The sequence below is a fragment of the Klebsiella sp. RC2 genome, from assembly GCF_014192815.1.
GTDB lineage: Bacteria > Pseudomonadota > Gammaproteobacteria > Enterobacterales > Enterobacteriaceae > Klebsiella > Klebsiella variicola.
Genome location: NZ_JACHYL010000001.1, coordinates 338,705 through 362,558, shown reverse-complemented (window position 1 = coordinate 362,558; position 23,854 = coordinate 338,705). Strand labels below are relative to the sequence as shown.

Sequence of the window (23,854 nt, the reverse complement as noted above, 5' to 3'; positions counted from 1 at the left end):
ACCTATGAATGAATTCATCTTGAGCCTAAGCGCATTTAATGCTTATTTTAGTAGGCTGTACGTATCAGGCAGTAAGACAACCAAGTGAAGATATAATGAGCAAAACAGAATTTTACGCGGATCTGAACCGCGATTTCCAGGCATTAATGGCAGGTGAAACCAGTTTTCTGGCGATGATCGCCAATACCAGCGCGCTGCTGTTCGAGCGGCTGAGCGAGGTCAACTGGGCCGGTTTCTATCTTCTGGAAGGCGATACCCTGGTACTGGGGCCGTTCCAGGGCAAACTGGCCTGTGTGCGCATTCCGGTTGGTCGCGGCGTCTGCGGCGCCGCGGTGGCGCAAGCCCAGGTCCAGCGCGTAGAGGACGTGCATGCGTTTGATGGTCACATTGCCTGCGATGCGGCCAGTAATTCAGAAATTGTCTTTCCCCTGCGCGTGAACGACCAGATTATCGGCGTGCTGGATATCGACAGCACGGCGTATGGCCGCTTCACAGCTGAAGATGAGCAGGGGTTGCGCACGCTGGTCGAGCAACTGGAAAAACTTATCGCGGCCACTGATTATCAAAAAATCTTTACCCGTGTCGTGGGATAATCAACGGATAACGTAGCATTTAGCGAGGACGTCATTATAATGTCGCCTGTTCATGCCTGCGGCTTGTTGGCTACGTCCGTTGTAATCAGGAAATTTCATGGAAAATCAACCTAAGTTGAATAGCAGTAAAGAAGTTATCGCCTTTCTGGCCGAACGTTTCCCGCAGTGCTTTAGCGCTGAAGGCGAAGCGCGCCCCCTGAAAATTGGTATTTTTCAGGATCTCGTTGAGCGAGTGGGTGGTGAGATGAATCTCAGCAAAACCCAGCTTCGCGCTGCATTACGTCTCTACACGTCCAGCTGGCGTTATCTGTACGGCGTGAAAGCCGGCGCTATCCGCGTTGACCTGGACGGCAACCCGTGCGGCGAACTGGAAGAACAGCACATTGCCCATGCGCGCCAGCAGCTGGAAGAAGCGAAAGCTCGCGTTCAGACGCAGCGCGCTGCCCAGCAGGCGAAAAAACGCGAAGCCGCCGCCGCAGGTCAGCAGGATGAAGGGGTTCGCCGCGAGCGTAAACCACGTCCTCAGCAGCCGCGTCGTAAAGAAGGCGCTGAACAGCGTAAACCGCGTCCTGTTGCGGCCAAAGCCCCGCGTGAAGAGCGTCATACTCCGGTTTCGGATGTTTCCGTTCTGACCGTCGGCCAGGCGCTGAAGGTAAAAGCAGGCAATAACGCAATGGACGCCACCGTTCTGGAAATCACCAAAGATGGCGTTCGTGTACAGCTGACTTCTGGTATGTCAATGATTGTACGCGCAGAACACCTGGTGTTCTGAAACGGAGGCCGGGCCAGGCATGAACACATTTTTTAAAATCACTGCGCTTGCGGGCCTGCTGGCAATAGCAGGCCATGCTTTCGCTGTTGATGAAATAACCCGTGCAGATCAAATACCCGTGCTGAAAGAAGAGCCGCAGCACGCGACGGTGAGCGAGCGCGTGACGTCGCGCTTTACCCGTTCTCACTACCGTCAGTTTGATCTCGACAACGCCTTCTCGGCAAAGATTTTTGACCGTTATCTGAACCTGCTGGACTACAGCCACAATGTGCTGCTGGCCAGCGATGTGGCGAAGTTTGCGGCCAAAAAAGATCAAATCGGCGACGAACTGCGCACCGGGAAACTGGACGTCTTCTACGACCTCTATAACCTGGCGCAGCAGCGTCGCTTTGAGCGCTATCAGTATGCGCTCAAAGTGCTGGAACGTCCGATGGACTTTACCGGCAACGATAATTTTAACCTTGATCGCTCCAAAGCGCCGTGGCCAAAAGATGAGGCCGAGCTGAACACGCTGTGGGACGCCAAGGTGAAGTTTGACCAGTTAAGCCTGAAGCTGGCGGGTAAAGACGATAAAGAGATCCGCGACACCTTAACGCGTCGCTATAAGTTCGCGATCCGTCGTCTGGCGCAAACCAACAGCGAAGATGTCTTCTCGCTGGCGATGACCGCCTTCGCTCGCGAAATCGACCCGCACACCAACTACCTGTCTCCACGTAATACCGAGCAGTTCAACACTGAGATGAGCCTCTCTCTTGAGGGGATCGGCGCTGTCCTGCAAATGGATGATGACTACACCGTCATCAATTCGCTGGTGGCGGGCGGCCCGGCCGCGAAGAGCAAAGCGATCAGCGTCGGCGACCGTATCGTTGGCGTTGGCCAGACCGGGAAGCCGATGGTTGATGTCATCGGCTGGCGTCTGGATGACGTGGTCGCGCTGATTAAAGGACCGAAGGGCAGCAAAGTGCGCCTTGAGATCCTGCCGGCAGGCAAAGGGGCCAAGACGCGTATCGTGACCCTGACCCGCGAGCGGATCCGTCTGGAAGACCGTGCGGTGAAGATGTCGGTGAAAACCGTTGGTAAAGAAAAAGTCGGCGTGCTGGATATTCCGGGCTTTTACGTTGGTCTCACCGATGATGTGAAGGTGCAACTGCAGAAGCTGGAAAAACAGAACGTCAGCAGCATCGTCATTGATCTGCGCAGCAACGGCGGCGGGGCGCTGACCGAGGCGGTATCGCTCTCGGGTCTGTTTATTCCGTCCGGCCCGGTAGTGCAGGTCCGTGATAACAATGGCAAGGTCCGCGAAGACAGCGACAACGATGGCGTGGTCTATTACAAAGGGCCGCTGGTGGTGCTGGTTGACCGCTTTAGCGCCTCGGCGTCTGAAATCTTCGCCGCGGCGATGCAGGATTATGGCCGCGCGCTGATCGTTGGCGAGCCGACCTTCGGTAAAGGGACGGTACAGCAGTATCGCTCGTTGAATCGTATCTACGATCAGATGCTGCGTCCGGACTGGCCGGCGTTAGGTTCCGTCCAGTACACCATCCAGAAGTTCTACCGTATTAACGGCGGCAGTACGCAGCGTAAAGGCGTGACGCCGGATATCATGATGCCAACCGGTAATGAAGATCGTGAGACCGGCGAGCAGTATGAAGACAACGCGCTGCCGTGGGATAGCATCAACGCAGCCACCTACGTGAAGTCCGGGGATCTGACCCCGTTTGGACCGGAACTGCTCAAGCGCCATGATGAGCGTATCGCGCAGGATCCAGAGTTCCAGTACATCATGAAGGATATTGCCCGTTATAACGCGATGAAGGACAAGCGTAACATCGTCTCTCTGAACTACGCCCAGCGTGAGAAAGAGAACGAAGAGGATGATGCGATTCGTCTGGCGCGGATTAACGATCGCCTGAAACGCGAAGGCAAACCGCTGCTGAAAAAACTGGATGACCTGCCGAAGGATTACCAGGAGCCGGATCCGTATCTTGATGAAACGGTCCATATCGCGGTAGACCTGGCGCATCTTGAAAAAGCGCGCCCGGCGGTGGAACCGCCAGCCAGTAAATAAATAACAAACGGGCACCTCAGAGGGTGCCCGTTTTATTTTGTGCTTTTGTCATCACCTTTCAGCTCAACTAACAAAATGTCAACCTGCCCGGCCGCTGTCAGCAAGATGCTACAAAATGTAAAGTTGTGTTTTTATCGTGACTTAGCGGGGGTTGATGGTTGAAAATTGCAGCCTGACCCATACGATGTGGGTAATCGCATAGTGCGTTTTGTTAAATTGAGGTAAAAAGAAAATTATGATGCGAATCGCGCTTTTCCTGCTGACGAACCTGGCAGTAATGGTCGTGTTCGGGCTGGTGTTAAGCCTCACGGGGATCCAATCCAGCAGCATGACCGGTCTGTTGATTATGGCCCTGCTGTTCGGCTTCGGTGGTTCTATCGTTTCGCTGATGATGTCGAAATGGATGGCCCTGAAGTCTGTGGGTGGGGAAGTGATCGAGCAGCCGCGCAACGAAACGGAACGCTGGCTGATGCACACCGTCGCCCAACAGGCGCAGCAGGCGGGCATTGCCATGCCGCAGGTGGCTATCTATCACGCGCCTGATATCAACGCTTTTGCTACCGGCGCGCGTCGCGACGCCTCGCTGGTCGCCGTCAGCACAGGGCTGCTACAAAACATGAGCCGTGATGAAGCGGAAGCGGTCATTGCCCATGAAATCAGCCACATCGCTAATGGCGATATGGTGACCATGACGCTGATTCAGGGGGTGGTGAACACCTTCGTTATCTTTATCTCGCGCGTGATTGCCCAGATTGCGGCCGGTTTCCTCGGCGGCAACCGGGAAGATGAAGGGGAGAGCAGCAATGGTAACCCGCTGATCTACTTCGCTGTCGCCACGGTGCTGGAACTGGTGTTCGGTATTCTGGCCAGCATTATTACCATGTGGTTCTCTCGTCATCGCGAGTTCCACGCTGACGCCGGCTCGGCGCGACTGGTGGGCCGCGAGAAGATGATTGCTGCCCTGCAGCGTCTGAAAACCAGCTATGAGCCACAGGAAGCCAGCAGCATGATGGCGTTCTGCATCAATGGTAAAGCGAAATCCATGAGCGAGCTGTTTATGACTCACCCGCCGCTGGATAAACGTATTGAAGCCCTGCGTAGCGGTGAGTATCTGAAGTAATCCGTCGGTTCGACGCTAAAAATAAAAATCCGCAGCCCGAAAGCTGCGGATTTTTTTTGCCGCCGTTTATCAGGCCGCGCGCGGCTGGGTGACGCGCAGACCGCTAATCAGTGCGGCAACGGTCGCCAGAATGCCGGCCAGCAGCAGGGCGGTATGGGTGCCGCTGTTGCCGAGCAGGTTGAACAGCAGGGCGACCAGCGCCGCGCCAGTGCTCTGACCGAGCAGGCGAGCGGTACCCAGCATCCCGCTGGCGCCACCGCTACGATGGCTCGGAGCCGAGGCGACAATAGTGTGGTTATTCGGCGACTGAAACAGCCCGAAACCGGCGCCGCACAGCGCCATACGCCAGATAATATCCAGATCGGAAGGCGACTCGGGCAGCAGCGCCAGGCCGAACAGGCCGCAGGCCATAACCAGCAGCCCAATGGCCCCCAGCAGTCCCGCATGGCATTTCTCAATCAAATAACCGGCCAGCGGCGCCATCACCATGGTCGCCAGCGGCCACGGCGTCAGCAGCAGGCCGGTCTCCACTTCGCTGCGCCCCATCATCGTCTGCAGGAAGAAGGGCAGGGAGACCATCGCCAGCATCTGCGCACAGAAGGAGCAGATGGAGGTGCAGATAGAGAGTGAGAAGAGCGGGATGCGCAGCAGGTCGACCGGCAGCAGGGGGACGGGCATGCTGAGCTGGCGGCGAACGAAGAAAAAGCCCACCACCAGCATGGCGGCCACTTCCGCCAGCACCAGCTGAACAGACTGTCCCTGGGCGAACCCGCTGAGCGCAGTGATCAGCAGCCCGAAGGTGAGGGCGTTCATGATGGCGCTCGGCAGATCGAAGCGGATAATTTTGCTGCGCGCGTTGTTGGGTGGCAGAAAGCGCATGGCCAGAACAAAAGCGACGATCCCGAGGGGAACGTTAATTAAAAACAGCCATTGCCATGAGGCGAGGGAGAGGATCGCCGCGGCGATCGTCGGGCCTGCCGCCGAAGAGACGGCGACGACAAAGGAGTTGATGCCCATGCCGCGGCCGAGAAAGCGCTGCGGATAAATCAGGCGGATCAACGCGGTGTTCACGCTCATCAGCGCGGCGCCGCCCAGCCCCTGGGCGACGCGGGCGAAGGTCAGCATGTCGAGACTGCGCGACAGGGCGCAGGCCAGCGAGGTAAAGATAAACACCACCAGGCCTATCTTATAGATGCGGCGATAGCCGACCATATCGCCGAGGAAAGAGAGCGGTAGCAGGGCGATGACAATGGCGATTTGGTAGGCGTTAACGATCCAGATTGACGCCGCCGGCGAGGCGTTAAGATCGCTGGCGATGGTCGGGAGCGCGACGTTGGCGATAGCCCCGTCGAGCACGGCCATGGTCAGCCCCAGCACGATGGTCAGAATGGCGCCATAGCGTTGCGGCAGCGGCACGCCATCGGAAGAATTTTTATCCATGGTGAATATAAGTCTTAAATGAAACGGTTTTTTGAATGATGAGTTTAGCATTGATTATTCCGCAGTATGTCGCAGATTTGTAACGAAGTGGCAGAAGAATGATTGCGGCGCAGTGGCGGCGAATTTATAATAAAAACCGGTTCTAAATTTTATAAAACAGTTACGGCGAGGTGATAAATGGCAGGTGCAGATTTGGATAAACAGCCAGATTCTGTCTCTTCGGTATTGAAGGTTTTTGGCATCTTACAGGCGCTGGGTGAAGAGCGTGAAATTGGCATTACCGAACTGTCCCAGCGCGTCATGATGTCGAAAAGCACCGTTTATCGCTTTTTACAGACCATGAAATCACTGGGCTATGTGGCGCAGGAAGGCGAGTCAGAGAAATACTCCCTCACGCTCAAGCTGTTCGAGCTGGGCGCTCGTGCGCTGCAGAACGTCGACCTGGTACGCAGCGCCGATATTCAGATGCGCGAACTCTCCCGGCTGACGAAAGAGACTATTCACCTCGGGGCGCTGGATGAAGACAGCATCGTCTACATCCACAAGATTGACTCGATGTACAATCTGCGGATGTACTCGCGTATCGGCCGTCGCAATCCGCTGTACAGTACCGCGATTGGTAAGGTACTGCTGGCGTGGCGCGATCGCAGCGAAGTGGAGCAGATCCTCGAGGGCGTGGAGTATAAACGCAGCACCGAGCGGACCATCACCAGCACGGAAGCGCTGCTGAAGGTGCTGGATGGCGTACGCGAGCAGGGATATGGCGAAGATAACGAAGAGCAGGAAGAGGGACTACGCTGCATCGGGGTACCGGTGTTCGATCGTTTCGGCGTGGTTATCGCCGGACTGAGCATCTCTTTCCCGACGCTACGTTTCTCAGAAGAACGTTTGCATGAGTATGTGGCGATGCTGCATCAGGCGGCGCGCAAGATTTCTGAGCAAATGGGATACAACGACTACCCGTTCTGACGCGGTAGCTGAAACATCCGGCGAGCGCGGTGCTATTGTCGCGCTCGCCGGAGTGATTTTAACCGTTATCAACCACGGTTGCGCTTTTGCGCAGAATGGGACAGTTACTGACGCCGATCACACCGCTGTTGGAATGCACATAAAGTGCGGTACTGACCCCGCGGGCGGTGAGATACTGACACTTAAGACCCAGACCACCGACGTTTTCTTCACTGTGGAATAATACGCCATAGCCGCTTAATAATACGCCAATCCATAAGATAGCCACGACGACAATAGTACGAATGATTAATCGCATTGATGCCTCATTATTTGTATGATCCTTGCCGTGATTTTGACACGAACACGTTTTGAAACAAGTCGATGATTCCTAAACTTGCCGTTCGTATTACAGTTAGCCGCGGTTTAAGAAGGCCGTGTTATCCTGGTGAGATAAAGTACTAATGCGGAGAGTGGAGTGAAAAAATTACGGTGGGTTTTACTGATAGTCATCATAGCAGGCTGCCTGTTGCTGTGGACTCAGATGCTTAACGTAATGTGCGACCAGGATGTTCAGTTTTTCAGCGGCATTTGCACTATCAATAAATTCATCCCGTGGTAAGACATTTTTCTGACGACTGATTTCCTTCTGCGGTGTGGGTGGTAGAATGAACGCCTTCTCTTTGAGGTGGTGAAATGAGTGAGTTACTAAATCCTGGGATCTTAAATCTGGCTTCGCTGGCTGTATCCGTCGCGTTGCTGCTTGTCGGTCTGTTGTTATGGTTCTTCGTCAACCGCGCCAGTTCGCGGGCGAACGAGCAGATAGAACTGCTGCAGGCGCTGCTGGATCAGCAAAAGCGGCAGAATGCGCTGTTACGTCGCCTTTGCGAAGCTAATGCGCCGGAAAAAGAGGACGTGGCCGAGCCGACCGTCGCAGGCAAGGCGAAAGGAGAGGATGAGTTTATCCGCCTGGTGGCAGAGCGCTAAGTACCTCCACAGGTGTGCATCATAAGATGCGCACCTGCATGATAGCTGGCAGTAATAGCTTATTCTTATTCCATTATTCCTTTCCCCGCGCATTATTCCCTTTTTTACACGCTGTAAATAAAGTCATTCCCGCCGCGTTTATTGCCCTGGAATGTGACACTGTCATCATTTTTTCATTATTAAGGTGCAGAATTAGCTCTATTTTTAGCGTGACGACTAACAGGTTTTATTATCACTACACTGGTACGGCTTTAGCGATTTTTCGTCTGCTGTTATGAGTAATTATGCGCATCAATATTCATCGCCTTCAGCGAAGCGCCGTCAGCATGGCGGTTCGTATACGTACATACCTGGACGAAGCGAAGTTGTTGAGCTATGGTAAAAAAGTTGCAGTAATGAGGCAGCAACCAGGTGATATTAGCGAATGCTATAACGCCTTGCCAGGAGCGGCAAAGACGCATAAATGTGCAGGCGATCAAATGATTACCTTATAATTTGTGCGAACGATCGTGACACGTTTAAAAATGGCTTGCCATTATTTACGTAGTATGTGATAACACGTTTCGGGTTAAACGAGGTACAGTTCTGTTTATGTGTGGCATTTTCAGTAAAGAAGTCCTGAGTAAACACGTTGTCGTTGAATACCGCTTCTCTGCCGAACCTTAAATTAGTGCCTCATGCAGTTATGTGTCAGTTTTATCTATGTAAACGCCAGCAGGCGAAGAAAACAGTCTAAGGAATTTTGCAAATGGCAAAGATTAAAGGTCAAGTTAAGTGGTTCAACGAGTCTAAAGGTTTTGGTTTCATTACTCCGGCTGATGGCAGCAAAGACGTGTTCGTACACTTCTCCGCTATCCAGGGTAACGGCTTCAAAACTCTGGCTGAAGGCCAGAACGTTGAGTTCGAAATTCAGGACGGCCAGAAAGGTCCGGCTGCAGTTAACGTAACTGCTATCTGATACAAGACCACTCTTCTTGTATAAAAGCCTCGCCTGCGCGGGGCTTTTGCGTTTTTATTGCAAAGCATGTCATTTTACCCCCTTCCGTCGCGTCTTGTTGCAAATAGTCAACTTTATTAGCATTGTGTAGCAGTCTGTTTTGCTAATTTTCTGTTAAATCAGATGGTTGCAAAATGATGCCGGAGCTATGGTGCTAAAGAAAAAAATGAAGTCCGCCGCCAGCTTTACCCCGATTCGCTTCGGGTTACTCTGTGTGGCCATTCTTGGTTGTCTGGGACTGCTGTTGGCCCGCGTGGGCTGGCTGCAAATTGTCTCTCCCGATAACCTGGTAAAACAAGAAGACATGCGTTCTCTGCGCGAAGAGCCTGTGGCGGTGGAGCGCGGCATGATTAGCGACCGCGAAGGACGACCGCTGGCGGTGAGCGTACCGGTCAGCGCTATCTGGATCGACCCCCAGACCACCATGGAGAAGGGCGGGGTTGGTTATGGTCCTCGCTGGCAGGCAATGGCCGAAGCACTGCATCTCAACCTCGGGGAGCTGGCCCAACGGGTACAAAGTCATCCTCACGCCCGTTTTCTCTATCTGGCGCGTCAGATCAATCCGGAGCAGGCGGAGTGGATTGATAAACTGCATCTCCCGGGCGTCTATCTGCGCGATGAATCGCGACGTTTCTATCCGGCTGGTCATGTGGCTGCCAATCTGCTGGGCTTTACCAACGTCGATAATCAGGGCATCGAAGGGGTGGAGAAAAGCTTTAATGCCCAGCTGACCGGCAAACCCGGACGACGCCTGGTGCGCAAAGATAAACATGGCAATGTTATTGAAAATATTACCGAAGTGCCGCCAGTCCCGGCGCATAATCTGCAGCTGAGTATTGATGAACGTCTGCAGACGGTGACCGAAGATGCGCTGGATAATGCCGTTCGCTGGAATAAGGCGGAATCCGGGGCGGCGGTATTGATCAAAATTGATACCGGTGAGATTCTGGCGATGGCCAGCTACCCGGACTTCAATCCGAACAATCGCGACAGCGCGACGCTGGATGATTTCCGCAACCGCGCCATCAGCGACACCTTCGAACCCGGGTCGACCGTCAAACCGCTGGTGATCATGACCGCGCTCCAGCAGGGGATTGTCCAGCCGGATAGCGTGGTGGACACCCATCCGTTTGTCCTCGACGGCCACCGCATCCGCGATGTGGGCTATTATCCGGAGCTGAGTCTGACCGGGATCCTGCAAAAATCCAGTGATACCGGCGTGTCGCATCTCTCGCTCGCTATGCCGGTGCAGCATCTGCTTGATACCTATCAGGCATTTGGGTTCGGCGAGCCGACCGGATTGGGATTGACCGGGGAAAGCGCCGGGCTGATGCCGCATCGTCGCTACTGGGGGCAGCTGGATCGCGCTACCTTCGCTTTCGGCTATGGGTTAATGGTGACGCCGCTCCAGCTGGCGCACGTCTACGCGACTATCGGCGGTTTCGGTATTGAACGACCGTTATCGATAACCCGCATCGATCCGCCGGTGATAGGTACGCGGGTGATGCCGGAGAACATCGTGCACAGCGTAGAGCATATGATGGAGAGCGTGGCGCTCCCGGGCGGGGGCGGGACCAAAGCGGCAGTGCGCGACTACCGGGTGGCGGTAAAAACCGGGACGGCGAAGAAAATCGGTCCGGACGGCAAATATATCGATAAATATGTGGCCTACACCGCCGGCGTGGCGCCCGCCAGTCGTCCACAGTTTGCGCTGGTGGTGGTGATGAACGATCCGAGTAATGGCTCCTATTACGGCGGGGCGGTGTCCGCGCCGGTCTTCAGCCAGATCATGGGGGATGTCCTGCGGCTGGAGAACGTCATGCCGGACGGCATGCCGCAAGGGGCGGAGAATCTGATCGTGATGCACGACAGCCATCCGCTGGCGCCGGCGCTGTAACAGTGGTCTGCAGGGGCGAATAGCGCTACACTTTCGCCCTTTAGCAACACCGGAGCCGTCATGTCATACAGTTGCCCCCTTTGCCACGCGCCGTTAAGCCGCGGCGACAACCACTATTCCTGCCCGCAGCGGCACCAGTTCGATCTGGCGAAAGAGGGGTACGTCAATCTGCTACCGGTGCAGTTCAAGCGGTCGCGCGATCCCGGCGATAGCGCTGAGATGATGCAGGCCCGGCGGGCGTTTCTGGATGCGGGTCATTATCAGCCGCTACGGGAGGCGATCGCCGAACGGCTGCGGCACCACGCCCCTGCGGATTTACTGGATATCGGCTGTGGCGAAGGGTATTACACCCACGCGTTTGCCACCATCGCCAGCCATAGCTGGGGGCTGGACGTGTCGAAGCCAGCGATCCGCGCGGCGGCAAAACGCTACCCGCAGGTCAGTTTTTGCGTCGCCTCCAGCCAGCGTCTGCCGTTCTCTGATAACAGCTTCGATGCGGTAGTGCGCATTTACGCCCCCTGCAACGCCGAAGAGCTGGCGCGGGTGGTGCGGCCTGGCGGATGGGTGATCACCGCCACGCCGGGACCCCGCCATCTGTTGGAGCTAAAAGGGCTGATTTACGATGAGGTACGCCTGCATGAGCTGAAGACGGAAGCGATGCCGGGATTCCGCCTGGACGCTCAGCAGCAGCTGGCCTATCCGATGACCCTGACGGGAAGTGAAGCGCAGGCGCTGCTGCAGATGACGCCGTTCGCGTGGCGGGCTAAGCCTGAGGTGCACGCCGCGCTGCGTCAGCAGGCGACGTTTGGCTGCCAGACCGACTTCATGATCCATTGCTGGCAGCGCGAGGCGTAAGGCTTAACCGGCGAAATGGCTCCAGAGGATTTCGCTGCCGATGCCAATCAGCACAATACCGCCGAGGATTTCGGCCCGTTTGCCCAACAGCGGGCCAATAAAGCGACCGACCATGATCCCCAGCGTCGACATAAGAAACGTCGCGCAGCCGATCGCCAGTGCGGTGGTCACAATGCTGACCTGCAGGAAGGCCAGACCCACACCAACGGCCATCGCGTCAAGGCTGGTGGCGAAGGCGGTGGTGACCAGCAGCCAGAAACCATGACGGCGAGGCGCGTCGCACTCCTCGTCGCTGTCGCCGCGAACACCTTCCACGATCATTCGCCCGCCGAGAAACACCAGCAGAATAAAGGCAATCCAGTGGTTCCACTCGAGGACAAACTGGCTGGCCAACATGCCGAGTCCCCAGCCGACCAGCGGGGTCAGGGTTTCAATCACGCCAAAAATCAGCCCGGTGCGGACGGCTTCTGAGAATTTAGGTTTGTGCAGGGTGGCACCCTTGCCGATAGAGGCTGCAAAGGCGTCCATAGACATGCCGAAGGCGAGAAGAATGGTAGCGGATAAATTCATGTGCGTGTCCTGACCGGGGATAATCCATATGACACATCGCTGCCCCCAGTAAATATACGCGGAGCCGCTCAATGGCTGAGCAATACGTACAGCAGTGATGTATCTATGGTCTCGCCTGATTGAATCACTTCAACCCGTACGTGCCACGTTTTGCAACGAGTATGTTGACACGTACATTTCCTGGCAAACAGGAAATCGGCTACTCCCCAACGACGGGCGCAACCTTAACATATTTTTAGAATATAAAACAATAACAGAAGACGGCTATTTTAATAACCAAATGATAACGATTTTCATTTGAATTTATAAGTAAATAAATAGTTAATAAAAAAGGGAAGAGGAGGCAGGGAAATATAGCCATGGCTATATGTTTTTCCAGAGGGAAACTGGAAAATATAGCGCTGGCTATATTTATAACTCATTGAGTTGAAACGAGAAGTTTGTAGATTTTCTCCAGGTCGTCGATATTTCGTACGCGAATAAGCAGCCGCCGTTGCTCTAATTGCATCACCAGCACGCCGTCCTCGGATAAATTCATCTCTTTAATTCGCTGATATTCTATCCACACGTTGGCGAAGAAAAAGCCGCGCGGTTTAAAAATGATTTTCGGCGTACGGATCCAGAATAAATAGAGACCCATCAGCGCCAGGGCAGATAATAGCCAGGTGGTGATCGGGGTGCCGTGCTGGGTAATGTTGTTATAGATCAGAATGGCGGTGAGGCCGACAAAGATCAGACCGTCAACGCGGCTGCGGCGAAGCAGGGGGATGGCCAGCAGCACCGGGCCGTTCCGCCTCGGCATAATGAACTGGTCATACACCGCGTAGGCCAGTAGCGCAAGGATAAACAGGATGATCACCAGGTCCGTGAATGTCATTGCTTTGCGTTCCTCCTGATAAAAAAAAGCCGGGGGCAAGCCCCCGGCGTACAACCTGGAAATTACAGACCCAGCAGGCCGACAGCGTAGCCCGCGATACCGATGACGAAGAAGCCAACGATGATCCACAGTGGGTTAACTTTCTTGCGCAGCAGCCACATACAGGCGAAGGTCAACAGCAGCGGTACCAGGCCCGGCATCAACTGGTCGAGGATGGTTTGCACCGTGGTGACGTGAACCTGTCCGTCAGAACCGGTGATTTTTGACACCACCATCGGAATATTCACGTGCGTCCACTTGTTAACCAAAGCCCCCATGACAAACAGGCCGAGGATTGACGCCCCCTCAGTCAGTTTCTGCAGGAAGCCGCCGCCCATATCTTTAACGATGTCCACGCCTTTGCGGTAACCATAGGCGACGCCATAGTAGCGGGTCAGCAGACGCACTGCGTTGAACAGGATAAAGAACAGCAGAGGACCGAGCAGGCTACCGCTCATCGCGATCCCAGCGCCTAAGGCCGCGAACACAGGACGCACGGTACCCCAGAAGATCGGGTCGCCGACGCCGGCCAGCGGTCCCATCAGACCGACTTTGATGCCGTTGATGGCGCCATCGTCAATCTCTGCGCCATTGGCGCGCTGCTCTTCCATCGCCAGGGTTACGCCCAGTACCGGAGCGGCAACGTAAGGATGGGTGTTGAAGAACTCAAGGTGACGTTTAATCGCCTGCTTACGCGCATCATTGTTCTCCGGGTACAGGCGACGGATTGCCGGAACCATAGAGAAGCAGAAGCCCAGCGCCTGCATACGTTCGAAGTTCCATGACCCCTGGAACAGGTTAGAACGAATGAACACGCCACGAATATCACTCTGAGTGAGTTTTTTCTCGGTGGTATTTTTAGTCATATCAACCATTTCGCTCACCTGTTAGTCCAGTTCGTTATCGAGATCGTTGTTACCAGCCGCCTGAGCCGGCGCACCGGCGACGCGGTTATATTTCGGGCTCAGCTGGATGTAGAGGATAGCCATGACCGCACCAATCACACCCAGGGCTACCAGGTTGAAGTTGGTGAAGGCGGCGGTGACGAAGCCGAGGTAGAAGAACGGCATCAGGTAGCCTGCGCGCATCATGTTGATGACCATCGCATAACCGACAACCACGATCATACCGCCGGCGATGTTCAGACCGCTGGTGACCACTTCAGGGATCGCGTTCAGCAGGCCCTGGACTTCGCTGGTACCGACGGAAATGGCGACGATGACGGCCGGGATAGCGATACGCATCGCCTGCAGGAACAAGGACGAGACGTGCAACCACGACAGGGCGGTCAGGTTGCCATTCTCCGCCGCTTTATCTGCCGCGTGCTGGAAGGCTACGGTGATGGTACGAACGATAATGGTCAGCACCTGGCCTGCCGCCGCCAGCGGGATAGCCAGCGCGATACCGGCACCGATGCTCTGATGGCCGGCAATAACCAGAACGGTGGAAATAATGGACGCCAGCGCGGCATCAGGTGCAACCGCCGCACCGATGTTCATCCAACCCAGAGCGATCATTTCCAGCGTACCGCCGATGATAATACCGGTTTTCATATCGCCGAGAACGGCACCGATCAGCGTACAAGCGACCAGAGGACGGTGGAACTGAAATTCATCAAGCACCGACTCCATACCCGCAATACACGCGACGATGAACACCAGCACAATCTGAAGAAGGGTAATCTCCATTGTACTTCTCCTGTTGATTAAGTCTTAAAGTGAAAACTGGGGCGCGATCGGCCGGGTTATTTATCAACCTTGGCGATCAGATCCATCATTTTCAGTTTCGGGTCGGTGGACACTTTACGTGCCTCCAGCTCGATACCGCGTGCGTTCAGCTTGTTAAACGCCTCAATATCTTTGGCATCGACCGAAATCGCGTTGTTAACCTGGGTTTTGCCCTGGCGGAACGCCATACCACCGATGTTGACGCTGGTGATTTTCACGCCGCCCTCGACGATACGCTCAACGTCGGTCGGGTTAGTAAACAGCAGCATGACGCGCTGCCCGGCGTACATCGGGTTGTTGTAAACGCGGATCATTTTGGCGACGTCCACCACGTGGGCGGTGACGCCCGGTGGTGCAACCTGGGTCAGCAGGGTTTTGCGCACCGTATCCGCGGCCACTTCGTCGCTGACGACGATGATGCGGGTGACGTTGGTCTCTTTGGTCCAGCGGGTGGCGACCTGACCATGGATCAGGCGGTCGTCAATGCGCGCGAGGCCAATCACCATGTAGTCGTTCGGGCCCATCGGTTTGGCCGGCGCGGCGGCTTTTGGCGCCGCGGCAGGGGCTGGCGCGGGAGCCGCTTTTTCCACCGGTTTGGCCTTCAGCGCTTTCACGCCTTCGCTACCGGTCTCCACCGCTAAGGCGACCAGTTCATCAAACGAAGGGTCATCATCGCGGGCCATGAAGGTTTCCACCAGCATCGGGATGTTGACGCCAGCGATAACTTCGTAATGCTCTTTATCGACGACAATGCGGCTCGCAGCGTTGAACGGGCTGCCTCCCCATGTATCGACGAGAAATAGCACGCCTTTACTGGTATCCAGTTTTGCCAACTGGGCATTGTATTTCTCGATCAGCGTTTCGGCGTTTTCACCCGGAACGAAATCGATCCAGCCAACGTTTTCCTGCTCGCCCAACAGCATCTCTGCTGTTTTCAGCAGCTGTTCTGCAGCCCAACCATGTGTGCCTATTACAATAGCAATCGTCACTTGCTACCTCCTTTATTATCGTGAATGCATCATCTGCTTTGATACATCCTGAATCACTCTTGAGGACAAAATCGATTCAGTTAGGGTGTAAGATAGAAAATAGTTACTACCGCGAATTATTTTAGACAGTGAAAAAATAATTAATGTGATGAAGATCCGTTAATCAGGCATCGCCTGGTAATAATTTTGCAGCGCAAAAAATAGCCTTAGTTATTGCAAATTCAGGTAAATTTTTTCCAATTTCGATCTATATTTTGCTATGTTTAACTTCCGTTTAATTACTCAGGAGTATAGGGCATAGCCCGCAGTATGGACCGTCATCGACGTCTTTTCACTTTCTGGCACCTGGTTGCCACCTCCACGCATCACGCTTTTCTCTCAGCACCTATTGTCGCGCCCATGCATGACATGGCGATGACTCAGCTTGCCGCTAACCGGAGTCGTACATGGAATTGTTAATGGATCCCTCAATCTGGGCTGGCCTGTTGACGCTTATCGTTCTGGAGATTGTGCTCGGTATCGACAACCTGGTGTTTATTGCCATCCTGGCGGACAAACTGCCGCCGAAGCAGCGCGATAAAGCGCGACTGATCGGCCTTTCGCTGGCGCTGGTGATGCGCCTGGGGCTGCTGTCGGTGATCTCCTGGATGGTGACCCTGACGAAGCCGCTGATTACTATCGCTGATTTCTCCTTTTCCGGGCGCGACCTTATCATGCTGCTCGGCGGGATCTTCTTGCTGTTTAAGGCGACGACTGAACTGCATGAGCGGCTGGAAAACCGCCAGCACGATAGCGGTCACGGTAAAGGGTATGCCAGTTTCTGGGTGGTGGTACTGCAGATCGTGGTGCTGGACGCCGTCTTCTCTCTGGATGCGGTGATCACGGCGGTCGGGATGGTTAACCATCTGCCGGTGATGATGGCGGCGGTGGTGATCGCCATGATCATGATGCTGCTGGCGTCGAAGCCATTGACGCGCTTTGTCAACCAGCACCCGACGGTGGTGGTGCTCTGTCTGAGCTTCCTGTTGATGATCGGCCTGAGCCTGGTGGCGGAAGGGTTTGGTTTCCATATTCCGAAAGGGTATCTGTACGCGGCGATCGGTTTCTCGATCATCATCGAGTTCTTTAACCAGGTGGCGCGACGCAACTTTGTCCGACATCAGTCGACGCTGCCGCTGCGTGCCCGTACCGCGGATGCGATCCTGCGCCTGATGGGCGGCCGGAAACAGACCTCCGTCAGCCATGACGCCGACAGCCCGGCAGCCATACCGGTGCCGGAAGGGGCGTTTGCCGAAGAAGAACGTTACATGATTAACGGCGTGCTGACGCTGGCCCAGCGCTCCCTGCGCGGTATTATGACCCCGCGCGGTGAAATCAGCTGGGTCGACGCCGAACAGAGTGATGACGAAATTCGTCGTCAGCTGCTCTCGTCGCCGCACAGTCTGTTCCCGGTCTGCCGCGGAGAGCTGGATGAAATCATTGGTATCGTGCGGGCGAAAGAGTTGCTGGTGGCCCTTGAGGCGGGCGAAAACGTTGCGGCGCTGGCCTCCGCCTCCCCGGCGATTGTCGTCCCGGAAACGCTGGACCCGATCAATCTGCTCGGCGTTCTGCGCCGCGCGCGCGGCAGCTTTGTCATCGTGACCAACGAGTTTGGCATGGTGCAGGGGCTGGTGACGCCGCTGGACGTCCTGGAAGCCATCGCCGGTGAATTCCCGGATGCCGATGAGACGCCGGAGATCGTCATTGACGGCGATGGCTGGCTGATCAAAGGCTCGACCGACCTGCATGCGCTGCAGCAGGCGCTTGGACTGGATGCGCTGGTCAATGAAGATGAGGATATTGCCACGGTGGCCGGGTTGGTGATCGCCGTCAATGGCCATATCCCGCGCATTGGCGACACCGTGTCGCTACCGCCGCTGCAGTTTACCGTGGTGGAAGCGAATGATTACCGGGTCGACCTGGTCCGCGCGGTGGTCACCCGTCCGCTGAGCGACGAAGAAGAGTAATTGCCCTGCTCGTCGGCCCCTGTGGCCGGCGAGCTATTCTCCCCCCTCGCTTTTCTGCCCCTCTCTGTCTGCCAGCCACGCCGGAAACGCCTCTATCGGCATCGGCCGGGCATAATAAAATCCCTGCAGCACATCGACGCCGTGGCCCCGGAGATAGCTTTCCTGCTCCAGCGTCTCCACCCCTTCGGCCACGGTAACGATATTCAGACGGTCGGCGAGGGCTATAATAATATCCGTCACCGTGGCATTGACGCTGTCTATCCCGACGGAACTGGTAAACGAGCGGTCGATCTTCAGCACGTCCGGCCGCAGTTTTTCCAGCCACGAGAGCGAGCTGTTACCGGTGCCAAAATCATCTATCGCCAGCTGGACCCCTTTTAAATGCAAATGTTCGGCCATGTGCTGGTCGCCATCCTGCAGGACATCACGTTCGGTGAGTTCAACCACCAGCTGTTGTACCGGATTGACGCTAAACCAGTAATTGTGCAGGTCATGCAGCAGCAAACCGTGTGCAAAGTGACGGGCAGCGACATTAATCGCGATATGAAAATGCGGCTCGCTGGGGAAGGCGTCCAGGCGGCGGGCGGTTTCGGCGATCACATAGCGGGTGAGGGGAATAATCAGATTGTCCCCTTCGGCGATGGGAATAAATACCTCGGGCGAAATCTCGCCGCGGCGGGGGTTGTTCCAGCGCAGCAGGATCTCCACCCCGCAGCAGCGTCCGCTGCGCGCATCCTGCAGCGGCTGGCACCAGAGGGTAAATTCCCGGGCCGTGATGCCGAGACTTATCTCTCGCGAGAAACTCATTCTGCCGGCGGTGGCCAGCCAGGCGATGCCGGTCATCAACAGGCTGAAGATGAGGGCCAGCGGCAGCTCACCGGGCAGCTCCTCCAGCGCGATAGTCGCGGCGCCCGGACCGTTAATATTGATGGTAAAGGGAAATTCTGTAGAGCGCTGGCGATAAATCACCGACGCCTGCGGGGCGTGCGCTTTGTCAATCAGGCCGAGGCCGCTGATAAAATAATGGTCGCCGACCTGCAGGCTGACGTCGCTGATCAGGGGCGATTTTTCCTTGAGAATTAAGGTTCCCAGCAGCTCGATATTGACAATTAACATCACGCCGTCGAAGCCGCTTTCCGAGGCTGGATACCACTGGATCAGCACCGGTGTGCCTTTGAGCAGTGAGTTGTCGGTAGAAAAGAGCAGTAAGGGGTGGTGAGCCGGAAGCGCGGGCTGCAGCTGGTGCAGATCCGCCTGCCGTTGCCCAAAGATACTGGAACAGTAGATCATCCCTGACGCCACCAGCGCGACGGAGCGGACCGTCTGCAGCGAGGCCGCCATTTTGCGCAGTGTGAGATGAATATCCATGCAGGGTTTGTCGACCAGGGAGAGTAGCGTCGCCCGCTCTGCGCTCAGCGGACGCAGGATGTTATCCAGCGCCGTGACCCGCTGGCTGGCGGCAGTGCGAATGTACTCTTCATTTACGCTACGCTGTGAAATAAATCGGATAGCTAAGGTGGTACCCAGGGTTAGCAGGGCTACCAGCAGGCAGACAATAATGCGTTTGCGACGATAGGCCGTAATGACTTTTTGTGCAGTCTGCATGTGCGACACCCTGTCGACAGGACGAGTGGTTAAGCGTGGCTTATTTAATAGAGCAATTGTAGTGGCAGAATATCGCCAGGTATAGAAAAAAGAAAATGCGCCGTTGAAGGCGCATCAGGGAGATTTCAGTCACCAGGGTTATCCCCCTGCGCGCTTTGCGGGCGCAGGGGGGGACGAACAGTTTAGTCACACTGAACTTTAATCGCCAGGCCGCCGCGGGAGGTTTCGCGGTACTTGGCGTTCATGTCTTTACCGGTTTCGTACATGGTCTCGATCACTTTGTCGAGCGAGACGCGCGGTTCGCTGGTACGGCGCATCGCCATTCGCGCGGCGTTGATTGCCTTGACGGAGGCGATGGCGTTACGTTCAATGCATGGCACCTGCACCTGGCCGGCGACCGGGTCGCAGGTCAGGCCGAGGTTGTGTTCCATGCCGATCTCCGCCGCCACGCAAACCTGTTCCGGGCTGGCGCCGAGCAGTTCAGCCAGGCCCGCCGCCGCCATCGAGCAGGCAACGCCCACTTCACCCTGACAGCCGACTTCCGCTCCGGAAATGGAGGCATTCATCTTGTACAGCGCGCCGATCGCCCCGCAGGCCATAAAGTAGCGGATATAAATTTCCGGGCTGACGGATTCGATAAAGTGGTCGTAATAGGCGAGTACCGCCGGAACGATGCCGCAGGCGCCGTTGGTCGGCGCGGTCACCACGCGACCGCCGGCGGCGTTCTCTTCATTGACCGCCAGTGCGAACATATTGACCCAGTCAACGACGTTCATCGGATCGCTGGAGAGCTTATCGCTGGCCACCAGCAGACGACGCAGCGCCGAGGCGCGACGCGGCACGCGCAGCGGACCAGGCAGCACGCCTTCGGTGTTCATCCCGCGGTCGATACAGGCGCGCATGGTCTGCCAGACGTTGGCGAAATAGTCCTCGATCTCTTTTTTGCTGTGCAGCGCCAGCTCGTTTTGCATCACCATCCCGGAGAGCGACAGGCCGGTCTCTTTACAATACGCCAGCATTTCCTGCGCCGATTTAAACGGGTAGGGCACCTGCAATTCGTTGGCGTTTTCTTTGCCGAAGTGCTCTTCATCGACGATAAAGCCGCCGCCAATCGAGTAATAGGTCTTGCAGTAGATCTCTTTCTCGCCGGCCCAGGCATGAATGGTCATGCCGTTTTCGTGCAGCGGCAGGTTGTCGCTGCGAAAACGCATGCCGTCATCCGCCGGGAAGTCGACCTCGTGCTGGCCGTTGGCCAGCAGCAGTCGGCCGCGCGCCTCGACGTCACGGATAAATGCCGGGATCGCGTCAATATCGACCGTATCGGGCTGATTGCCCGCCAGTCCCATGATAATGGCGATGTCCGTATGGTGGCCTTTGCCGGTTAATGACAGCGAGCCGTAGACGTCAACCGCCACACGGGTCACCGCATTAAGCAATCCTTTTTCGACCAGGTCATCGACGAACTGTTTACCGGCCTTCATCGGGCCAACAGTGTGGGAAGATGAGGGACCAATCCCCACCTTGAACATGTCGAATAGACTAATCACGATAATACTCCTGACAGGGTTACCGCGGGTGCGGTAACGATGTAATAACTGCGCATAGTGTAAGAGGGAAGCGCGCTGCCAGTTGAACTATTCACATGAATTAAACTAATGGATAACCGCGATTTTACTAATAGTGAGAGCGCCCTCTCATAATCAGTATAGCTAAGGTCGAGCGCCTATCTGCAACGCCAGCTCGCGAATGATCCCGGCGGTCATTCCCCAGACAAAATAATGCTGGTACCAGGAGAGCCAGACGCGGTGATCGTTGCCCCGACGGTGGATGTCGAGCGGATGGTAGCGCCCCAGACGCAGGGCTTCGGCGAGGGGCATCTCAAATACTGCGGAGACTTCGTCCTGGCTGGCATGATAGTGCAGATTGGGGGGGATAATACCCACCACCGGCGTCACCTGAAAACCGGTGACGCTGTCCACTGGCGGCAGAACGCCGATCACCTCGACGGCTTCCGGGGGGATCGCGACTTCTTCCTGGGCTTCGCGCAGGGCGGCGGCGATAAGCGTCGCATCGGTATTATCTACCGCGCCGCCGGGAAAGGCGACCTGACCGGCGTGCTTGCGCAGCAACGGCGAACGCTGGGTCAGCAGCAGGCCGGGCTGCGGCCGGCGCACGATCGGCACCAGCACCGCCGCCTGCCGCTGATTGAGCGCATGGCGCGAAGGCTGGGGGCGCAGCAGCTGGAAGCGGGACAGAAAATCATCCAGATTGAGGGCGTGGTCCGCCATGGTCTAGTTCTCCAGTTGGTGCAGGATACGATTAACTTTATCAAAAGTTTCCTGATATTCCGCATCTTCCTCGCTGTCCGCGACGATACCGCCTCCAGCGGAGCAATACAGTTGCCCCTGCCAGGCCGTCAGGGTGCGAATGGTGATGCTGGTATCCATATTGCCGCAATAGCTCAGGTAGCCAATGCTCCCGCACCAGGCGTTACGTCGCTGAGGTTCCAGTTCATCGATAATCTCCATCGCCCGGACCTTCGGGGCGCCAGTGATAGATCCCCCGGGGAAGGCGGCGCGCAGCAGATCGCTGGCATGCAGCGTCGCCGGTAAGCGGGCGGTGATGGTGCTGACCAGATGATGGACCGCCGGGAACGGCTCCACCACGAACAGCTCGGGGACCCGCACGCTGCCCGGCACGGCGACGCGGCCGATGTCGTTGCGCATCAGGTCGACAATCATTAAATTCTCGGCGCGGTCTTTCGGGGAGTTCGCCAGCTTCTCAGCCTGCCGCGCATCTTCCTGCGGCGAATCGAGCCGCGGCAGAGTACCTTTTATCGGGCGCGTCTGGATCTCTCCCTGGCGCAACTGAATAAATCGCTCCGGCGACAGGCTTAAAATCGCCCCTTCCTCGAGGCGAATAAAGGCGCTAAAGGGGGCGCGGTTGGCAACGTTCAGCTGGCGGAAGGCCTGCCATTCATCACCGACGTAGCGGGCCTGAAAACGCTGGGCGAGGTTGACCTGATAGCAGTCGCCGCTGTGCAGATAGGCCTGCACCTGGCGAAATTTCTCGCCGTACTGCTGGCGGCTCATATTTGACTGCCAGGCAGAGGTCAGGGTGAAAGGTTTCATCGCCGGACGGGATTGCGCCTGCAGCCACTGCAGGCGCTGCTGCGGATCGTCATAGCTGAGCAGCGAAATTTGCTGGCGCTGATGGTCGACAATCAGCGCCCAGTCATAGATCCCCACCGCCATATCTGGCAGCGCGATATCGGCCTGGGCGTGCGAAGGGAGACGCTCAAAGCGACGGCCCAGATCGTACCCGAATAGTCCCAGCGCGCCGCCAAGAAACGGCAGATCGTCATGGGGCTGCGGCGTGAACGGCTGACGATCCAACTGCTGTTGAAGCAGTTGCAGCGGATCTTCCGCGGAAACAAAAGCGGTTTCGCCGTCATCGACCCACGTCTGTTCACCGCGCGTCAGCAGCGTGGCGCGCGGGGCAGCCACCAGAATATCAAAGCGGTTATGCGGATGGTCGGCAAAGCCGGAATGCAGCAGCATCGCCCAGGGCAGGGCGCTTAACGGCGCAAAATAGTGTTCGGCCGCATCCGGGCGCCAGGGCAGGGTAATAATCGCGGGGGACAACATCTTTCTCGATCCTGAACGTTGCCGTCCCTCTGGCGTAGGCGGGGACGGCGTGAAATAATTACGCCCCACAATGTAGCAGGAGTAAAAGATGTTTGCAGGTTTACCTTCGCTGAGCCACGAGCAACAGCAAAAAGCGGTCGAACGTATCCATGAGCTAATGGCCCAGGGGATGAGCAGCGGCCAGGCGATTGCCCTGGTGGCGGAAGAACTGCGCGCAACGCATACCGGCGAGCAGATCGTCGCGCGCTTTGAAGATGAGGATGAAGATCAAGACGAAGATGAGGACGACTAATTACACCGCGGCGATAATTTTGATCTCAACTTTATACTGCGGGTTCATCAGCGTCGCTTCCACCGTGCAGCGCACCGGGGCGTGACCGGCCACCACCCACGCGTCCCAGGCTTTATTCATCGCCGCAAAGTCGCTTTTATCGGCGAGGAAGATGGTGGCGTCAAGAATACGCGACTTGTCGCTGCCCTGTTTTTCCAGCACCGCGTCAATCTGCGCCAGGGTATTGGCGGTCTGCTCGAAGGCGTCGGCATCAAGATTTGCCGGCACGCCGGTGTAGTACAGGGTCTGGTTGTGGAGCACCACGTCTGACCAACGGGCTTCGGCATCAATACGCGTAATTGTCATTTCTTTTTCCTCTTTGAGCATTCCATTCGGCTGCGGCAAGACTGCCATAATGTTCCGCTCGCGTCACTACCTGGACTGGC

General features: G+C 56.2%; 24 protein-coding genes, 2 pseudogenes and 1 riboswitch. Of the genes and pseudogenes, 14 read left to right on the top strand and 12 right to left on the bottom strand.

Features of this window, described 5'->3' with window-relative positions; translation table 11 throughout:
- Positions 1 to 95 precede the first annotated feature (95 nt).
- The 4 genes and pseudogenes from FHW76_RS01725 (at position 96) to htpX (ending at position 4,553) form a co-directional block, all read left to right on the top strand.
- Positions 96 to 609: pseudogene (locus tag FHW76_RS01725) on the top strand (GAF domain-containing protein).
- 81 nt (positions 610 to 690) lie between these two features.
- Positions 691 to 1,365 carry an RNA chaperone ProQ gene (gene proQ, locus FHW76_RS01720; RefSeq protein WP_032741230.1) on the top strand — a complete coding sequence of 225 codons (675 nt, stop codon included), beginning with the start codon at positions 691 to 693 and terminating at the stop codon, positions 1,363 to 1,365.
- 19 nt (positions 1,366 to 1,384) lie between these two features.
- Complete coding sequence (gene prc, locus FHW76_RS01715; RefSeq protein ID WP_008804279.1) at positions 1,385 to 3,433, top strand: carboxy terminal-processing peptidase; 2,049 nt, start codon at positions 1,385 to 1,387, stop codon at positions 3,431 to 3,433.
- 235 nt (positions 3,434 to 3,668) lie between these two features.
- Entirely contained in the window at positions 3,669 to 4,553 is an 885-nt protein-coding gene (gene htpX / locus FHW76_RS01710) for a protease HtpX (protein ID WP_008804280.1), read from the top strand.
- A gap of 69 nt (positions 4,554 to 4,622) precedes the next feature.
- Here htpX and FHW76_RS01705 read toward each other — a convergent pair whose 3' ends face one another.
- On the bottom strand, positions 4,623 to 5,993 hold the full coding sequence (locus tag FHW76_RS01705) for an MFS transporter (protein ID WP_064169357.1): 1,371 nt from the start codon (positions 5,991 to 5,993) through the stop codon (positions 4,623 to 4,625).
- 177 nt (positions 5,994 to 6,170) lie between these two features.
- Between FHW76_RS01705 and kdgR the strand changes: the two genes are divergently transcribed.
- Positions 6,171 to 6,962: a DNA-binding transcriptional regulator KdgR gene (kdgR, locus tag FHW76_RS01700; RefSeq protein WP_008804282.1), complete on the top strand. Its 792-nt coding sequence runs from the start codon at positions 6,171 to 6,173 to the stop codon at positions 6,960 to 6,962.
- Positions 6,963 to 7,020: 58 nt separating this feature from the next.
- On the opposite strand, the gene FHW76_RS01695 is transcribed toward kdgR, so the two are convergent.
- Positions 7,021 to 7,260: a YobH family protein gene (locus FHW76_RS01695; protein ID WP_008804283.1), complete on the bottom strand. Its 240-nt coding sequence runs from the start codon at positions 7,258 to 7,260 to the stop codon at positions 7,021 to 7,023.
- A 159-nt stretch (positions 7,261 to 7,419) separates the two neighbouring features.
- Here FHW76_RS01695 and mgrB point away from each other — a divergent pair, with 159 nt between their 5' ends.
- The 7 genes and pseudogenes from mgrB to rlmA all read left to right on the top strand — a co-directional run bounded on the left by mgrB (position 7,420) and on the right by rlmA (position 11,677).
- The gene (mgrB, locus tag FHW76_RS01690; RefSeq protein WP_002911375.1) at positions 7,420 to 7,563 is read left to right on the top strand and encodes a PhoP/PhoQ regulator MgrB; all 144 of its coding nucleotides are present in this window, start codon (positions 7,420 to 7,422) and stop codon (positions 7,561 to 7,563) included.
- Positions 7,564 to 7,637: 74 nt separating this feature from the next.
- The gene (locus FHW76_RS01685; protein ID WP_002911374.1) at positions 7,638 to 7,928 is read left to right on the top strand and encodes a YebO family protein; all 291 of its coding nucleotides are present in this window, start codon (positions 7,638 to 7,640) and stop codon (positions 7,926 to 7,928) included.
- Between the two features lie 284 nt (positions 7,929 to 8,212).
- Positions 8,213 to 8,422: a hypothetical protein gene (locus FHW76_RS01680; RefSeq protein ID WP_153242727.1), complete on the top strand. Its 210-nt coding sequence runs from the start codon at positions 8,213 to 8,215 to the stop codon at positions 8,420 to 8,422.
- 97 nt (positions 8,423 to 8,519) lie between these two features.
- Positions 8,520 to 8,591, top strand: a pseudogene (locus tag FHW76_RS01675) (DUF2627 domain-containing protein); the annotation flags it as partial.
- A gap of 85 nt (positions 8,592 to 8,676) precedes the next feature.
- Positions 8,677 to 8,886: a transcription antiterminator/RNA stability regulator CspE gene (gene cspE, locus FHW76_RS01670; RefSeq protein WP_001062678.1), complete on the top strand. Its 210-nt coding sequence runs from the start codon at positions 8,677 to 8,679 to the stop codon at positions 8,884 to 8,886.
- Between the two features lie 187 nt (positions 8,887 to 9,073).
- Positions 9,074 to 10,822 carry a peptidoglycan glycosyltransferase FtsI gene (gene ftsI / locus FHW76_RS01665; protein ID WP_008804285.1) on the top strand — a complete coding sequence of 583 codons (1,749 nt, stop codon included), beginning with the start codon at positions 9,074 to 9,076 and terminating at the stop codon, positions 10,820 to 10,822.
- Positions 10,823 to 10,882: 60 nt separating this feature from the next.
- Positions 10,883 to 11,677 (top strand): 23S rRNA (guanine(745)-N(1))-methyltransferase, encoded by a 795-nt coding sequence (rlmA, locus tag FHW76_RS01660; protein ID WP_008804286.1) that lies wholly within the window; start codon positions 10,883 to 10,885, stop codon positions 11,675 to 11,677.
- Positions 11,678 to 11,680: 3 nt separating this feature from the next.
- Here the strand turns inward: rlmA and mntP are convergent, their stop codons facing one another.
- The 5 genes from mntP to manX all read right to left on the bottom strand — a co-directional run bounded on the left by mntP (position 11,681) and on the right by manX (position 15,879).
- Positions 11,681 to 12,247 carry a manganese efflux pump MntP gene (gene mntP, locus FHW76_RS01655; RefSeq protein WP_040968665.1) on the bottom strand — a complete coding sequence of 189 codons (567 nt, stop codon included), beginning with the start codon at positions 12,245 to 12,247 and terminating at the stop codon, positions 11,681 to 11,683.
- Between the two features lie 117 nt (positions 12,248 to 12,364).
- Positions 12,365 to 12,467: riboswitch (yybP-ykoY riboswitch) on the bottom strand.
- 198 nt (positions 12,468 to 12,665) lie between these two features.
- Positions 12,666 to 13,124, bottom strand: coding sequence for a DUF986 family protein (locus FHW76_RS01650; protein WP_008804288.1), 459 nt, complete (start codon positions 13,122 to 13,124; stop codon positions 12,666 to 12,668).
- Positions 13,125 to 13,186: 62 nt separating this feature from the next.
- Positions 13,187 to 14,038, bottom strand: coding sequence for a PTS mannose transporter subunit IID (locus FHW76_RS01645; protein ID WP_004145526.1), 852 nt, complete (start codon positions 14,036 to 14,038; stop codon positions 13,187 to 13,189).
- A 12-nt stretch (positions 14,039 to 14,050) separates the two neighbouring features.
- Complete coding sequence (locus FHW76_RS01640; protein WP_004203359.1) at positions 14,051 to 14,851, bottom strand: PTS mannose/fructose/sorbose transporter subunit IIC; 801 nt, start codon at positions 14,849 to 14,851, stop codon at positions 14,051 to 14,053.
- 56 nt (positions 14,852 to 14,907) lie between these two features.
- Positions 14,908 to 15,879, bottom strand: coding sequence for a PTS mannose transporter subunit IIAB (manX, locus tag FHW76_RS01635; protein WP_008804289.1), 972 nt, complete (start codon positions 15,877 to 15,879; stop codon positions 14,908 to 14,910).
- A 446-nt stretch (positions 15,880 to 16,325) separates the two neighbouring features.
- Here manX and yoaE point away from each other — a divergent pair, with 446 nt between their 5' ends.
- Complete coding sequence (gene yoaE / locus FHW76_RS01630) at positions 16,326 to 17,885, top strand: CNNM family cation transport protein YoaE (protein WP_008804290.1); 1,560 nt, start codon at positions 16,326 to 16,328, stop codon at positions 17,883 to 17,885.
- Between the two features lie 33 nt (positions 17,886 to 17,918).
- On the opposite strand, the gene FHW76_RS01625 is transcribed toward yoaE, so the two are convergent.
- The 4 genes from FHW76_RS01625 to pabB all read right to left on the bottom strand — a co-directional run bounded on the left by FHW76_RS01625 (position 17,919) and on the right by pabB (position 23,137).
- Positions 17,919 to 19,490 carry an EAL domain-containing protein gene (locus tag FHW76_RS01625; RefSeq protein ID WP_012967761.1) on the bottom strand — a complete coding sequence of 524 codons (1,572 nt, stop codon included), beginning with the start codon at positions 19,488 to 19,490 and terminating at the stop codon, positions 17,919 to 17,921.
- Between the two features lie 182 nt (positions 19,491 to 19,672).
- Complete coding sequence (gene sdaA / locus FHW76_RS01620) at positions 19,673 to 21,037, bottom strand: L-serine ammonia-lyase (protein ID WP_004151445.1); 1,365 nt, start codon at positions 21,035 to 21,037, stop codon at positions 19,673 to 19,675.
- A gap of 162 nt (positions 21,038 to 21,199) precedes the next feature.
- Entirely contained in the window at positions 21,200 to 21,778 is a 579-nt protein-coding gene (locus tag FHW76_RS01615; RefSeq protein WP_008804292.1) for a CoA pyrophosphatase, read from the bottom strand.
- Between the two features lie 3 nt (positions 21,779 to 21,781).
- Positions 21,782 to 23,137, bottom strand: coding sequence for an aminodeoxychorismate synthase component 1 (pabB, locus tag FHW76_RS01610; protein ID WP_049140012.1), 1,356 nt, complete (start codon positions 23,135 to 23,137; stop codon positions 21,782 to 21,784).
- 88 nt (positions 23,138 to 23,225) lie between these two features.
- Here pabB and FHW76_RS01605 point away from each other — a divergent pair, with 88 nt between their 5' ends.
- Entirely contained in the window at positions 23,226 to 23,429 is a 204-nt protein-coding gene (locus tag FHW76_RS01605; protein ID WP_008804294.1) for a YoaH family protein, read from the top strand.
- On the opposite strand, the gene FHW76_RS01600 is transcribed toward FHW76_RS01605, so the two are convergent.
- On the bottom strand, positions 23,430 to 23,774 hold the full coding sequence (locus tag FHW76_RS01600) for a RidA family protein (protein WP_110209376.1): 345 nt from the start codon (positions 23,772 to 23,774) through the stop codon (positions 23,430 to 23,432).
- Between the last annotated feature and the right edge of the window lie 80 nt (positions 23,775 to 23,854).